We start from the raw sequence: 14,378 nt of genomic DNA, 5'->3' as shown, positions 1-14,378 counted from the left end.
CATGAACTCCGCACAGGTTGATGCCTACCTTCGCCGCCTGGGAATCGAACGGTCGGCGTGGCCCGCCGGCGCGGACGGCGTCCCGAGCGCCACCATCGGCGTGCTGCGCGATCTGCACCTGCGCCATCTGCAGAACGTGCCCTTCGAGAACCTGTCGGTCCATCTCGGGGAGGAGATCGTGCTGGAGGAGAAGCGGCTGCTGGACAAGGTGGTGGGCGCGCGGAGGGGAGGGTTCTGTTACGAACTCAACGGAGTGTTCGGGCTGTTGCTCACCGCGGTCGGGTTCGATGTCACGCTGCTCGCGGCGCGGGTGTACGGGGAGGAGGGGCGGCTCGGGATTCCGTACGACCATGTCGCGCTGCGGGTGCGGACCGTGGACGGGCGTGAGTGGCTGGCCGACGTCGGGTTCGGGGCGCACAGTCACTATCCGCTGGCGTTCGGGGCGCGGGGGGAGCAGGAGGATCCCGGTGGCACGTTCCGGATCGTCGAGGCGGGGCCGGACGCGGCCGGGGTTCGGGCGGCGGGGGCGGCGGATCTGGACGTCGTCATGGACGGCAGGGCTGAATACCGGTTGGAGGTGCGGCCTCGGGAGCTCGGGGACTTCGTGGTCGGGGCCTGGTGGCACAGCACCTCACCCCGGTCGCACTTCACGCGGTCGCTCGTCTGCTCGCGGGTCACGGAGGACGGGGGACGGATCACGCTCAGCGGGCGTCGCTTCAAGGTGACGGGGAGCGACGGGACGCGGAAGGAGTGTGGGCTGGAGACGGACGAGGAGGTGCTGGAGGTGTATCGGGAGCGGTTCGGCGTCGAGCTCGACCGTGTGCCGGTGGTGCGGAGTGCCGACCGGAGCGGGTGATTCTTGCCGGGAGGGGGGCGGCGGGCGGGGGCGGGCAGGGGAGGGAGGCTCAGTTCGGCCGGGCAGGGTGCCTGACAATGGCTCCGTGAGTGATGTGAGACATGTGCTGGTGCTGCCCGACCGGGATGCGGCGGAGGAGGTGGCCGAGGCGCTGCGGGAGCGGTTCGCGGTCGACGAGGAGCCGCGGCTTGTGCGGGATGCGCTGGCCGGGGAGGACGATGCGGAAGACGCGCAGTGGCTGGTGGTGCTGCGGGATGACGGGGAGCGGTTGGATCCTCGCGAGCTGGACGAGTTCGCGGGGGAGTGGGACGGGTGGCGGGAGGAGCCGTAGCCCCGAGGCATGGGTGGAGCAGGGCCGGGGACTGATGGGGGGACCGACCCCCATCGCCCCAGCGGCACGATGCCCGCGGCCTCAACGGACGGCTCCGCTGTCAGTGGCCCGTGCCATGCTGTACGCGATGGCCAGGAAGACTGCTGAAGACGACCCTCTCGCCGCCGTGACGCTTGCCGTCGGCCAGGAGGAGCTGCTGCTCGACCGTGCTGTGCGGGAGGTGGTGGTGGCTGCCAGGGCGGCGGATGCGGATACGGACGTGCGGGACCTGACGTCGGACCAGTTGCAGCCCGGGACGCTGGCGGAGTTGACCAGCCCGTCGCTCTTCGCGGAGCGGAAGGTTGTCGTCGTACGCAATGCGCAGGATCTGTCGGCCGACACGATCAAGGACGTGAAGGCGTATCTCGGGGCGCCCGCCGAGGAGATCACGCTTGTGCTGCTGCACGCGGGCGGGGCCAAGGGCAAAGGGCTGCTGGATGCCGCGCGCAAGGTGGGGGCGCGGGAGGTGGCGTGCCCGAAGATGACGAAGCCGGCGGACCGGCTGGCGTTCGTGCGGGGGGAGTTCCGGGCGATCGGGCGGTCGGCGACGCCCGAGGCCTGTCAGGCGCTCGTGGACTCGATCGGGAGTGATCTGCGGGAGCTGGCGTCCGCCGTGTCGCAGCTCGCCGCCGATGTCGAGGGGACCATCGACGAGGCCGTTGTCGGGCGGTACTACACCGGGCGGGCCGAGGCGTCGAGCTTCACGGTCGCGGACCGGGCGGTGGAGGGGCGGGTCGCCGAGGCGCTGGAGGCGCTCAGGTGGTCGCTGGCGACGGGGGTCGCGCCGGTGTTGATCACCAGTGCGTTGGCGCAGGGCGTGCGGGCCATCGGCAAGCTGTCCTCAGCACGAGGAGGCCGTCCGGCCGATCTCGCGCGGGAACTCGGGATGCCGCCGTGGAAGATCGACCGGGTGCGGCAGCAGATGCGGGGGTGGACGCCGGACGGGGTGGCCTTCGCGCTGCGGGCCGTGGCCGAGGCCGACGCCGGGGTGAAGGGCGGCGGGGACGACCCCGAGTACGCCCTGGAGAAGGCGGTCGTAGCGATCGCGCGGGCGGCGCGGTCCAGAGGACGGACGTGATCCGGAGGACGGGCACGGTCCGGAGGACGGGCTTTATCCCGGAGGGCTGTCACAGGTCAGAGGACGGCGACGGCGTGCTCCGGAGGACCGGTCTGATCAAGTAGCTCTTCCCTCCCACAGGAGGAGAATCGTGCGTATCAGCCGTCCATCGCCGGATCAGGAAAGGTGGCGATCGCCGTGGCTGAACACCCGCACGCCATGCTCGTCCGCAAGGGCTACGAGGCCTTCCAGCGTGGGGACATGGATACTCTGCGCGGCATGATGACCGGGGACTGCACCCACCATGTACCCGGTTCCCACCCGCTCTCGGGGGACTACAAGGGAGTCGACTCGATCTTCGACGGGTACTACGGCCGGCTCTACTCGGAGACGGACGGGTCGTTCCGTGTCGAGTTGCTCAACGTGTTCGTCGATGGCCGCGGGCACGCCGTCTCCGTGCACCGCTTCACCGCCGACCGGGGCGACAAGCACATCGACGAACGCGGGGGCATCGTCTTCCGGATCGTCGGAGACAAGATGACCGACCTCGACGAGTGCGTCGAAGACATGGAGAAGGGCGACGCATTCTGGTCGTGACTGCCTGCCGGCCGCGCGGGCATGCCATACCGAAGGCCCCGCCGTCGCCCTGGGGAAGGGCGGCGGCGGGGCCTTCGGTACAAAGAGGGGTGAGTCCGTGCCCGCGTGGCGAACGCAGGTCGCGCACAGACTCGGGGTGCCGGACGGGAGCGGATGAGAGGGCCCGCTCGATTCCCTCCGGCGGTCAGATCAAAGAAGGGGTTCAGCCCTTGAGGGTCGCGACCTTCGACGCCAGCGCCGACTTCTTGTTGGCGGCCTGGTTCTTGTGGATGACGCCCTTGGAGACGGCCTTGTCGAGCTGACGCGCAGCCGCGCGCTGGTACTCGGTGGCCTTCTCGACGTCACCCGCGGCAGCGGCCTCGCGGGCCTTGCGGATCGCGGTCTTCAGGGAGGACTTGACGGCCTTGTTGCGCAGCCGGGCCTTCTCGTTGGTCTTGATCCGCTTGATCTGGGACTTGATGTTCGCCACTGATGAGCCTCTACAGGTTCAGGCACGGAGCCGCACGGGTCCCGCACCGATGATTTTCCAGAAGTCGTGTCTCGTGCTGAGAGGGCAGGAGACACAGCCACCCAGACTACCAGCGGGCGTCCGAGTGGCCCAAACCGGTCGCCGGTCCCGGCCCGTGGGACCATGGAGGCTACGTATCGATCCGACCCGAGACCGCAGACACTGCGGACGCCTCAAGAATCAGGACCCTGCGTGCCCGCGATCCCCAGCCATGTGCCCGAGCCGAGCCGTACCGACCCGGCGCTGCTCCGCAACTTTTGCATCATCGCGCACATCGACCACGGCAAGTCCACGCTCGCCGACCGGATGCTCCAGCTGACCGGTGTGGTCGAGCAACGGCAGATGCGTGCTCAGTACCTCGACCGCATGGACATCGAGCGTGAGCGCGGCATCACGATCAAGTCACAGGCCGTGCGTCTGCCATGGGCTCCCACCCATGACAAGACCAACACGCACATCCTCAACATGATCGACACCCCGGGGCACGTCGACTTCACCTACGAGGTCTCGCGGTCGCTCGCGGCCTGCGAGGGCACCGTGCTTCTCGTCGACGCCGCCCAGGGTATCGAGGCCCAGACCCTCGCCAACCTCTACCTGGCGATGGAGAACGAGCTCACCATCGTCCCGGTGCTGAACAAGATCGACCTGCCGGCCGCCCAGCCGGAGAAGTTCTCCGAGGAGCTCGCCAACCTCATCGGCTGCGACCCGGACGACGTGCTCAAGGTCTCGGCGAAGACCGGCATCGGTGTGGACGCGCTGCTGGACCGGGTGGTCCGTGACGTACCGGCCCCGGTGGGCGTCAAGGACGCCCCCGCCCGCGCGATGATCTTCGACTCGGTCTACGACTCCTACCGGGGCGTGGTCACCTACGTCCGTGTCATCGACGGCCAGCTCAACAAGCGCGAGCGCATCAAGATGATGTCGACCGGCGCCACCCACGAGCTCCTCGAGATCGGCGTCTCGTCCCCCGAGATGACGCCGGCCGACGGCATCGGCGTCGGCGAGGTGGGCTACATCATCACCGGCGTGAAGGACGTCCGTCAGTCCAAGGTCGGTGACACCATCACCAGCAAGGACAAGGGCGCCACCGAGGCCCTCGGCGGGTACAAGGACCCCAAGCCGATGGTGTTCTCCGGTCTCTATCCGCTGGACGGCTCGGACTACCCGGACCTGCGCGAGGCGCTGGACAAGCTCCAGCTCAACGACGCCGCCCTGGTCTACGAGCCGGAGACCTCCGCGGCGCTCGGCTTCGGCTTCCGCGTCGGCTTCCTCGGCCTGCTGCACCTCGACGTCATCCGTGAGCGCCTGGAGCGCGAGTTCAACCTCGAACTCATCGCCACCGCGCCCAACGTGGTCTACCGCGTGATCATGGAGGACGGGAAGGAGCACACGGTCACCAACCCGAGCGAGTTCCCCGAGGGCAAGATCGACAAGGTCTTCGAGCCGGTCGTCCGGGCCACGATCCTCGCGCCGAGCGAGTTCATCGGTTCGATCATGGAGCTGTGCCAGACCCGCCGCGGCACCCTCCTCGGCATGGACTACCTCTCCGAGGACCGCGTCGAGATCCGCTACACGCTCCCGCTCGCCGAGATCGTCTTCGACTTCTTCGATCAGCTGAAGTCCAAGACCCGCGGTTACGCCTCGCTGGACTACGAGCCCACCGGCGAGCAGGACGCCCAGCTGGTGAAGGTCGACATCCTGCTCCACGGCGACCGGGTCGACGCCTTCTCCGCCGTCACCCACAAGGACGCCGCGTACGCGTATGGCGTACGGCTCGTCGCCAAGTTGCGTGAGCTGATCCCGCGCCAGGCCTTCGAGATTCCCATCCAGGCCGCCATCGGCTCCCGGGTGATCGCCCGCGAGACCATCCGCGCCATCCGCAAGGACGTCCTCGCCAAGTGCTACGGCGGTGACATCTCCCGTAAGCGGAAGCTGCTGGAGAAGCAGAAGGAAGGCAAGAAGCGGATGAAGATGGTCGGTTCCGTGGAGGTTCCGCAGGAGGCCTTCATCGCCGTTCTGTCCAGCGACGAGAACGCGGGTTCCGGCAAGGGCAAGAAGTAGTCGTCCTTTACCGCGAGACTGGGGGCCTGCCGCGTGTTCACGGGGCAGGCCCCTACGCGTGCGTAGTGTCGCTCTCTGTAGGAAGTGACAGGCCGCGGCCCCTTACGCACCGGCCGGTCGCGCTTTACTCTGATCCCTGCTCGGTAGTTACTCGTGAGTTAAACAACAGCCGCAATGAGCCAGCCGCGCAGCCGCGGGCCCCGGAGGATGTCGTGAGCGACACACAGACACTGATCGAGAACCGTCCGCCGACCGTGGCGGCCGTTTTCCTGGAGCGCGTGGCGGCCACACCGGACGCCGAGGCGTACCGCTACCCCGTACCTCCGGCCTCCGGCCAGGGGCCGGACGACTGGAAGTCGCTGAGCTGGGGGCAGACCGCCGAGCGGGTCTTCGCCATCGCCGCCGGGCTGATCGAGCTCGGTGTGCAGCCGGAGCAGCGGGTCGCCCTCTCCTCCTCGACGCGGGTCGAGTGGATCCTCGCGGACCTGGGCATCCTGTGCGCCGGTGCCGCCACGACCACGGTCTATCCGCAGACCAACGCCGACGAGTCCGCGTTCATCCTCGCGGACTCCGGGAGCAAGGTCCTGTTCGCGGAGAACGCCGAGCAGCTCGCCAAGGCGCGGGAGAAGCGCGCCGAGCTGCCCGACCTCACCCATGTCGTGGTGATCGACCCGGCCGGGGCCGAGACCGGCGACTGGGTGCTCACGCTCGCCGAGCTGGAGCAGCGCGGTGCCGCGTACCTGGAGAAGAACCCCGACCTGATCAAGGAGAAGGTCGGCGCGATCACCAAGGACCAGCTCGCCACCCTCATCTACACCTCCGGCACCACCGGCCGCCCCAAGGGTGTCCGCCTGCCGCACGGCAACTGGTCGTACATGGCGAAGGCGACCGCCGCGACCGGGCTGATCAGCGCCGACGACGTGCAGTACCTGTGGCTGCCGCTCGCCCACGTCTTCGGCAAGGTGCTCACCTCGGGACAGATCGAGGTCGGGCACGTCACCGCCGTCGACGGCCGCGTCGACAAGATCATCGAGAACCTGCCGGTCGTCCAGCCGACGTACATGGCGGCCGTCCCGCGCATCTTCGAGAAGGTCTACAACGGGGTCGCCGCGAAGGCCCGGGCGGGCGGCGGCGCCAAGTACAAGATCTTCCAGTGGGCCGCCGAGGTCGCCCGCGAGTACGCCAAGGTCACCCAGGACAACTTCCGGCGCACCGGCACGGCGTCGGCGCCCTTCGGACTCTCCGCCAAGCACAAGGTCGCGGACGCGCTGGTGTACGCCAAGATCCGCGAGGCCTTCGGCGGCAACCTGCGTGCCTGTGTCTCCGGCTCGGCCGCGCTCGCGCCCGAGATCGGCTACTTCTTCTCCGGCGCCGGCATCCACATCCTCGAGGGCTACGGCCTCACGGAGTCGTCGGCCGCCTCCTTCGTGAACCCCGGTGAGGCCTACCGCACCGGCACGGTCGGCAAGCCGCTGCCCGGCACGGAGGTGCGCATCGCGGACGACGGCGAGATCCTGCTGCGCGGCCCCGGCATCATGGAGGGCTACCACGGGCTGCCCGAGAAGACCGCCGAGGTCCTGGAGTCGGACGGCTGGTTCCACACCGGTGACATCGGCGAGCTGTCGCCCGACGGGTACCTGCGGATCACCGACCGCAAGAAGGACCTCATCAAGACTTCCGGCGGTAAGTACATCGCGCCCGCCGAGGTCGAGGGGCAGTTCAAGGCGGTGTGCCCGTACGTCTCCAACATCCTGGTCCACGGGGCCGACCGGAACTTCTGCACGGCGCTCATCGCGCTGGACGAGGTCTCGATCCTCGACTGGGCGAAGGAGAACGGGCTGGAGGGGAAGCCGTACGCGGAGGTGGTCGCCGCGCCGGTGACGGTCTCGATGGTCGAGGGATACGTGGCGCAGCTCAACGAGGGGCTGCAGCGGTGGCAGACCATCAAGAAGTTCCGGTTGCTGCCGCGGGATCTCGACATCGAGCACGGTGAGATCACGCCGAGCCTGAAGCTGAAGCGACCGGTCGTCGAGCGGGAGTACAAGCACCTGATCGACGAGATGTACGCGGGGTCGCGCGAAGCGTGAGTGAGGGGCGGGGGACTGTTCGGCGGCTGCGGGCGGTTCGTGGTTGTCGGGCGGTTCCCCGCGCCCCTGGACGTCAGGACACGCGTCCCCTGTTCACCAGCTGCCGTAGCTCCCTGACCTGTGTGCGCAGGGCAGGAACGTCCGGTGTGCCCGTCAGCTGCTTCTCCAGGGCCGCCAGCCGGCTGTCCAACTCTCCGTCGTCGGCCTGTTCCTGGGCCAGCAGCCGTTCCAACTGCCGGTTCTTGCGGTCCAGTTCCAGGAACACCGTGACCTTGGCGCGCAGCACCCACGGGTCGAACGGCTTGGTCAGGTAGTCGGCCGCTCCCGTCGCGTAGCCGCGGAAGGCGTAGCCGGAGTCGTCCTCCGCGCCGGTCAGGAAGATGATCGGGACGTCCTTGGTCTGGTCGAGCCGCTTGATGTTCGCGGCGGTCTCGAAACCGTCCATGCCCGGCATGCGCACGTCGAGCAGGACGAGCGCGAACCGCCGTCGGAGCAGTGCCTTCATCGCCTCCTCGCCCGAACGCGCGCGGAAGAGCGGTTCGTTGAGGGACCTCAGGACGGCCTCCAGCGCGATCAGGTTGTCCTCCATGTCGTCGACCAGGAGGATGCCGGCGCGCTCACCGGTTGTTGCCTCAGCGCTCATGTGACTGGCCTCATTCAGTCGTCCGTCGGCGGGACCGCGGCCTCCTCGGCATCGGCGTGCTCCTCGTCCGCCACGCTCTCGGGGTCCAGGAGTGCGCAGACGACGGTCAGCAGCTGGTCGACGTCCACCGGCTTGGGTACGTAGTCGTTGGCGCCCCGCGCGATGGACTTCTCGCGGTCTCCCGGCATCGCCTTCGCGGTGAGGGCGACGATGGGCAGGCCGGTCCAGCGTGGGGTGCGGCGGATGGCGGCGATGGTCTCGTAGCCGTCCATCTCCGGCATCATGATGTCCATCAGGACGAGTTGGACGTCCGGGTTGCGTTCCAGCGTCTCGATGCCCTCGCGGCCGTTCTCGGCGTAGAGGACGGGCATGCCGACCCGGCCCAGGACATGGGTGAGGGCGAAGACGTTGCGGATGTCGTCGTCGACGATCAGCACCCTGCGCCCGGCCAGGACCTGCCCCGCACGCCCCGCCTTCCACGCCTCCAGCTTGACGGGCGCGGGCCAGGAGTCCTCCGGCTCGTGGGTGGTGGGGAAGAGCTCGGTGGACAGCTCGTCCGGCACCGGCACGGGCCGGTCCTCCGGGGCCGGGCCGGTCGCCGAGTGGCCGGGGCTGATGACGGGGACGTACAGCGTGAAGGTGGACCCCTTGCCGGGCTCGCTCTCGGCGACGATACGGCCGCCCAGCAGGCCCGCGATCTCCCGGCTGATGGACAGCCCCAGGCCGGTGCCGCCGTACTTGCGGTTCGTCGTGCCGTCGGCCTGCTGGAACGCCTCGAAGATCACGGGGAGTTTCTCGCGGGCGATGCCGATGCCGGTGTCGGAGACCGCGAAGGCGATCACGTCGTCACTGTCGCGGACGTAGTGGTGCTCGGGGTCCTTCATACGGTTCACGCGCAGCTCGACCCGGCCCGTGGCGGTGAACTTGATCGCGTTGGAGAGCAGGTTGCGCAGGATCTGCTGGAGGCGCTGCTCGTCCGAGTACATCTCCCGCGGTACGTCCTCCCCGACCGCCACCTCGAAGGCGAGCCCCCGGTCGATGGTGAGGGGGCGGAACGTGGCGTGGACGTAGTCGAGCAGCTTGATGAGGGGGAGCCTCTTCGGGCGTACGTCCATCCGGCCGGCCTCGATCTTCGACAGGTCGAGGATGTCGTTGATCAGCTGGAGGAGGTCGGAGCCCGAGCGGTGGATCGTCGTCGCGAACTGCACTTCCTGGTCGGAGAGACGGCCGTCCGGGTTGTCGGACAGCAGGCGCGCCAGGATCAGCAACGAGTTGAGCGGCGTGCGCAGTTCGTGCGACATGTTCGCCAGGAACTCCGACTTGTACTGCGAGGACGTGGCCAGCAGGGCCGCCTTCTCCTCCAGTTCGGCGTTGGAGCGCTGCAACTCCGCCTGCTGTTTCTGGAGTTCGTCGGAGCGTTCCTGGAGCTGCATGGCCAGGCGCTGGGACTCGCCGAGCAGGGACTCCGTGCGGGAGTTGGCGATGATGGTGTTGATGGCGACGCCGATGGTGTTCACGAACTGGTCGAAGAAGGCCAGGTGGACGTCGGAGAAGCGGGAGAAGGAGGCCAGCTCGATCACGCCGAGGAGCTTGTCCTCGAAGAGGATCGGGATGATGACGACGCTCGCCGGGGCGGCTTCACCGAGCCCGCTGTTGATCTTGATGTAGTCCGGCGGGGCCTCCTCCACCAGGATCCGCTTCTTCTCCCGCGCGGCCTGGCGGACGAGACCGTGGACCGGCATGGCTCCCGTGTCGACGGTCGCGCTCTGCGCCGAGCCGTACCCGGCGATGAACGCGAGCCCCTTCGCCGGAACCGCCGTGTGCAGAGAGGTGCCGTCCTCGTCGGGGTCGGCCAGGAAGAACGCGCCGTACTGGGCGTTCACCAGCGGGGTCAGCTCGCGCAGGATCAGGTCGGCGACCTCCATCAGGTCGCGGTGGCCCTGCATCAGGGCGGCCAGGCGGGCCAGGTTGGACTCCAGCCAGTCCTTCGCGCGGGTTGTCTCGCGGAGGTTGGCCACCATCAGGTTGATGTTGTCCTTCAGCTCGGTGACCTCGCCCTGCGTCTCCACGGTGATCGACCGGGACATGTCGCCCTGGGCCACCGCCGAGGCCACCTCGGCGATCGCGCGGACCTGGGTGGTCAGGTTCAGCGCGAGCTCGTTCACGTTCGTCGTCAGGCGCTTCCAGGTGCCGTAGACGCCCTCTACCCGTGCCTGGCCGCCGAGTTGGCCCTCGGAGCCGACCTCGCGGGCCACGCGGGTCACCTCGGAGGAGAAGGAGGACAGGGTGTCGACCATCGTGTTGATGGTCGTCTTCAGCTCCAGGATCTCGCCGCGCGCGTCCACGTCGATCTTCTTCGACAGGTCGCCCTGCGCCACGGCCGTCGCCACCTGGGCGATGTTCCGCACCTGCGAAGTGAGGTTGTCGGCCATGTAGTTGACGTTGTCGGTCAGATCCCGCCAGACGCCGGAGACGCCCAGCACCTGCGCCCGGCCGCCGAGCCGGCCGTCGGTGCCGACCTCGCGGGCCACGCGGGTAACCTCGTCGGCGAAGGCCCGCAACTGCTCCACCATCGTGTTGACGGTGTCCTTCAGTTCCAGGATCTCGCCGCGCGCGTCGACCGTGATCTTCTTGGACAGGTCGCCGTTGGCGACGGCGGTGGTGACCTGGGCGATGTTCCGCACCTGGGAGGTCAGGTTCAGCGCCATGAAGTTGACGTTGTCGGTGAGGTCCTTCCAGACCCCGCTGACGCCCCTGACCTGGGCCTGACCGCCGAGGTTGCCTTCGGTGCCGACCTCGCGGGCGACGCGGGTGACCTCGTCGGCGAAGGCGGAGAGCTGGTCGACCATGGTGTTGATCGTGGACTTCAGCTCCAGGATCTCGCCCTTCGCCTCGACCGTGATCTTCTTGCCGAGGTCGCCCTGGGCCACGGCGGTGGAGACCAGGGCGATGTTGCGGACCTGGGAGGTCAGGTTGTCCGCCATGAAGTTGACGTTGTCGGTGAGGTCCTTCCAGACGCCGGAGACGCCCCTGACCTGGGCCCGGCCCCCGAGGTTGCCTTCGGTGCCGACCTCGCGGGCGACGCGGGTGACCTCGTCGGCGAAGGCGGAGAGCTGGTCGACCATGGTGTTGATCGTGGACTTCAGCTCCAGGATCTCGCCCTGCGCGTCCACCGTGATCTTCTGGCTCAGGTCGCCGTTGGCGACGGCGGTGGTGACCTGGGCGATGTTGCGGACCTGGGAGGTCAGGTTCGAGGCCATGAAGTTGACGTTGTCGGTGAGGTCCTTCCAGACCCCGGACACGCCCCGCACCTGGGCCCGCCCGCCCAGCTGGCCCTCGGTGCCGACCTCGCGGGCCACCCGGGTGACCTCGTCGGCGAAGGCCGACAGCTGGTCGACCATCGTGTTCACGGTCAGCTTCAGTTCGAGCAGCTCGCCGGTCGCCTCGACGGTGACCGTGCGGGTCAGGTCACCGCGGGCCACCGCCGTGGTCACGAGCGCGATGTCACGGACCTGGGCGGTCAGCCGGGATGCCATGGTGTTGACCGCCTCGGTCACGTCCCGCCAACTCCCGGACAGGCTCGTCACCTTGGCCCGCCCGCCGAGCCGCCCCTCGGTGCCGACCTCGCGCGCCACCCGGGTCACCTCGCCGGTGAACAGGGACAGCTGGTCGACCATCTTGTTCACGGCCCGGCCGAGCCGGCGCAGATCACCGCGCAACTGCCTGCTGCCGTCGTGCAGATCGACCCGCTGGGTCAGGTCGCCGCCGGCCACCGCGTCCAGTACGCGCGTGGCGTTGGCCGCCGGGGCGACCAGGGCGTCGAGCACCTGGTTCACGTCGTTGACGCGGGAGGCCCAGGCGCCCTGGCCCGGGCTGGCCGAGAGGCGTTCGTCGAGCCGGCCGTACCGCACCAACTCCCGTTTCACCCGCTGCACCTCCGTGTTGAAGTGGGTGCTGCGGTCCATGATCTGGTTGAAGACGGCGGTCAGTTCCGCCACCAGGCCGTGGCCCGATTCCGGCACCTTCGAGAAGTCACCGTCCCGGGCCGCCGTCATCGCGGCGAGCAGAGGACGCAGATCCGATGCTCGAATCAGGCCATCTTTGTGCTCCTGTTCGAGCACACGTGTAGCACTGTTCTCACTCATGGCGGCCCACTTCGGTAACTCGGCGCTTATGGGCGGGGCCAGTCTGTCACTCTGTCGGCATCGACTGAGGCGTATTCGTCCGAACCGCTGTGGGAGCTGTAGATGGGGGCCATTTCGACGCGACGGGAGACCACTTCCCGTGCCTCTGATGCGCCTGCGCACACGGGGGCGCCCCTGCGCACCGGGGCGCTCGCACCCGCAGACGCGCCCCCGCGCGCGCAGTTGCACGCCCCCCTGCCCGGCAGCTCCCTCGCGCCGGGCGCCGCCCGCGCGCTGTTACGCGCCGCGCTCGCCGAATGGGCCGAGCGCGCGCTGCCCGGCACCGAGCACCTCACCGAGCTCCTGGCCGGCGACGCCCTGGTCGTCGTCAGCGAGCTGGTCACCAACGCCGTCGTGCACGCCGGCACCGACGTCGAGCTGGACTGCCGGCTGGAACCGGAGACCGGCGCCCTCGTCGTCGAGGTCCTCGACCACCACCCCTCGCGCGCCCCACGCGACGCCGCCGAACCGTCGTCCGAGACACCCGACTACGGGCGCGGCCTCAGACTGGTCGCCGCGCTCTCGGAGTCCTGGGGCATCACCTACCGCACCGGCGCCAAGACGGTGTGGGCGCGGCTGCCCGCACAGGGGGAATCGGCCGCCGACGCACGAGAGGCGTACACGGGGGAGCGCGAGCTGCGGGTGGCCGAGATACTCGCCCCGGAGCCGCAGCGCACCGAGCAGGACCAGGACTGGCTCAACCGGGGCGCCCTGTCCTTCCTCGCCGAGGCCTCCGACCTGCTCGCCGGGCAGCTCGACGAGAACCTGGTGGCCGCGCTCGCCGGACAGCTGATCGTGCCGCGGCTGGCCGAGTGGTGCGCGGTGTGGCTGGAGGACGAGGCCACCGGCGGCCGCGGCGGCTGGGCGGCCGACGGGGCCGGACCGCGTCTGGCCCGCGTGTGGCACGGCAGCGAGAATCGCATCGAGGAACTGCGCCAGGCCCTGGAGAAGGAACCGCCGCACCCGCCCGACCCGGCACGGCCGGGGCCCGCCCCCTTCCCCTGGCCCGGCGGGGCACTGGGCCCGCACGGCACGGACGGCTCCGCGCTCGCCTACCGGCTCACGGCCGGCGGCCGTCCGCTCGGCACCCTGGTCATCGGCCGGTCCGGGCTGCCCGGCTTCGCCGACGAGATCACCGGCCTGGTCGAGGACCTGAGCCGCCGGGTGGCCCTCGCCATCGGCGCCGCCCGCCAGTACGCCCGGCAGGCCACCATCAGCGCCGTACTGCAGCGCGGCCTGCTGCCCGGCGCGGTGGCCGAGATACCGGGGGTGCGCAGCGCCCTGGTGTACGAGCCGTGCGACAAGGGCGGACCCAGCGGCGACTTCTACGACCTGTTCCCGGCCGGCGACGGCCGCTGGTGCTTCGCCGTCGGCGACGTCCAGGGCAAGGGGCCCGAGGCGGCCGTCGTCATCGGCCTCGCCCGGCCCTGGCTGCGGCTGCTGGCCCGCGAGGGCTACCGCGTCGCCGACGTCCTGGACCGCCTCAACCAGCTGCTCCTCGACGACGCGACGGAGGCCGCGGACGCGGCGGCCCGCGCGCTGGTCTCCGCGGGCGGCCGGCCGATGGCCCCCGGGGACGGCCCGCAGACCCGCTTCCTCTCCCTCCTCTACGGCGAGCTGGCCCCCTTCGACGGAGGGGTGCGCTGCACCCTCGGCTCCGCCGGACACCCGCTGCCGCTGCTGCTCGGCGCGGACGGCGAGGTCCGTACGGCCGCGCACCCGCAGACCCTCCTCGGGGTCGTCGAGGACGCCACGTACACCAGCGAGACCTTCGAACTGCGCCCCGGCGACAGCCTGCTGTGCGTGACCGACGGGGTGACCGAGCGGCGCAGCGGCTCGCGCCAGTTCGACGACGAGGACGGGCTGTCCCAGGCGCTTGCCGGGTGCGCGGGGCTCGACGCGGAACTGATCGCGGAGCGCATCAAACGGCTGGTGCACGAGTTCGGGGTACGGCCGCCGGAGGACGACCTGGCCCTGCTGGTGCTGCAGGCCGAGTAGGCCGGGGCGCGCGTGCT

The 14,378-nt window shown here is 69.5% G+C and carries 10 protein-coding genes; 7 read left to right on the top strand and 3 right to left on the bottom strand.

What is annotated here, in order from left to right; genetic code table 11:
• Position 1 precedes the first annotated feature (1 nt).
• From KUM49_RS28975 to KUM49_RS28960, 4 genes are all read left to right on the top strand, one after another.
• Positions 2 to 856 (top strand): arylamine N-acetyltransferase, encoded by an 855-nt coding sequence (locus KUM49_RS28975; RefSeq protein WP_217239921.1) that lies wholly within the window; start codon positions 2 to 4, stop codon positions 854 to 856.
• A gap of 85 nt (positions 857 to 941) precedes the next feature.
• Positions 942 to 1,187 carry a hypothetical protein gene (locus KUM49_RS28970; RefSeq protein ID WP_217239920.1) on the top strand — a complete coding sequence of 82 codons (246 nt, stop codon included), beginning with the start codon at positions 942 to 944 and terminating at the stop codon, positions 1,185 to 1,187.
• Between the two features lie 127 nt (positions 1,188 to 1,314).
• The gene (gene holA, locus KUM49_RS28965) at positions 1,315 to 2,304 is read left to right on the top strand and encodes a DNA polymerase III subunit delta (protein WP_217239919.1); all 990 of its coding nucleotides are present in this window, start codon (positions 1,315 to 1,317) and stop codon (positions 2,302 to 2,304) included.
• 177 nt (positions 2,305 to 2,481) lie between these two features.
• Positions 2,482 to 2,880, top strand: coding sequence for a nuclear transport factor 2 family protein (locus KUM49_RS28960; RefSeq protein ID WP_217239918.1), 399 nt, complete (start codon positions 2,482 to 2,484; stop codon positions 2,878 to 2,880).
• Between the two features lie 202 nt (positions 2,881 to 3,082).
• Here the strand turns inward: KUM49_RS28960 and rpsT are convergent, their stop codons facing one another.
• Complete coding sequence (gene rpsT, locus KUM49_RS28955; protein ID WP_053750780.1) at positions 3,083 to 3,349, bottom strand: 30S ribosomal protein S20; 267 nt, start codon at positions 3,347 to 3,349, stop codon at positions 3,083 to 3,085.
• A gap of 231 nt (positions 3,350 to 3,580) precedes the next feature.
• Between rpsT and lepA the strand changes: the two genes are divergently transcribed.
• Both lepA and KUM49_RS28945 read left to right on the top strand, forming a co-directional pair.
• Entirely contained in the window at positions 3,581 to 5,449 is a 1,869-nt protein-coding gene (lepA, locus tag KUM49_RS28950; RefSeq protein ID WP_217239917.1) for a translation elongation factor 4, read from the top strand.
• 212 nt (positions 5,450 to 5,661) lie between these two features.
• A complete protein-coding gene (locus KUM49_RS28945) occupies positions 5,662 to 7,536 on the top strand; it encodes a long-chain fatty acid--CoA ligase (RefSeq protein WP_217239916.1) in 1,875 nt (624 codons plus the stop codon).
• Between the two features lie 73 nt (positions 7,537 to 7,609).
• On the opposite strand, the gene KUM49_RS28940 is transcribed toward KUM49_RS28945, so the two are convergent.
• Both KUM49_RS28940 and KUM49_RS28935 read right to left on the bottom strand, forming a co-directional pair.
• Positions 7,610 to 8,179, bottom strand: coding sequence for a two-component system response regulator (locus KUM49_RS28940; RefSeq protein ID WP_217239915.1), 570 nt, complete (start codon positions 8,177 to 8,179; stop codon positions 7,610 to 7,612).
• Positions 8,180 to 8,193: 14 nt separating this feature from the next.
• Complete coding sequence (locus KUM49_RS28935; protein WP_217239914.1) at positions 8,194 to 12,324, bottom strand: HAMP domain-containing protein; 4,131 nt, start codon at positions 12,322 to 12,324, stop codon at positions 8,194 to 8,196.
• A 102-nt stretch (positions 12,325 to 12,426) separates the two neighbouring features.
• Here KUM49_RS28935 and KUM49_RS28930 point away from each other — a divergent pair, with 102 nt between their 5' ends.
• Positions 12,427 to 14,361, top strand: a complete 1,935-nt coding sequence (locus KUM49_RS28930) for an ATP-binding SpoIIE family protein phosphatase (protein ID WP_217239913.1) — start codon at positions 12,427 to 12,429, stop codon at positions 14,359 to 14,361.
• Positions 14,362 to 14,378 lie beyond the last annotated feature (17 nt).

Origin of the sequence: Streptomyces sp. AC555_RSS877, from assembly GCF_019049245.1 — a bacterium.
GTDB lineage: Bacteria > Actinomycetota > Actinomycetes > Streptomycetales > Streptomycetaceae > Streptomyces.
This window is presented reverse-complemented; position numbering and strand designations above follow the sequence as displayed.

What these genes read in the sequence shown, in the direction of transcription:
- KUM49_RS28935 (WP_217239914.1), bottom strand. Translation starts at nt 12,324, where the DNA reads ATGAGTGAGAACAGTGCTACACGTGTGCTCGAACAGGAGCACAAAGAT.
- KUM49_RS28930 (WP_217239913.1), top strand. Translation starts at nt 12,427, where the DNA reads ATGGGGGCCATTTCGACGCGACGGGAGACCACTTCCCGTGCCTCTGAT.
- holA (WP_217239919.1), top strand. Translation starts at nt 1,315, where the DNA reads ATGGCCAGGAAGACTGCTGAAGACGACCCTCTCGCCGCCGTGACGCTT.
- KUM49_RS28940 (WP_217239915.1), bottom strand. Translation starts at nt 8,179, where the DNA reads ATGAGCGCTGAGGCAACAACCGGTGAGCGCGCCGGCATCCTCCTGGTC.
- KUM49_RS28975 (WP_217239921.1), top strand. Translation starts at nt 2, where the DNA reads ATGAACTCCGCACAGGTTGATGCCTACCTTCGCCGCCTGGGAATCGAA.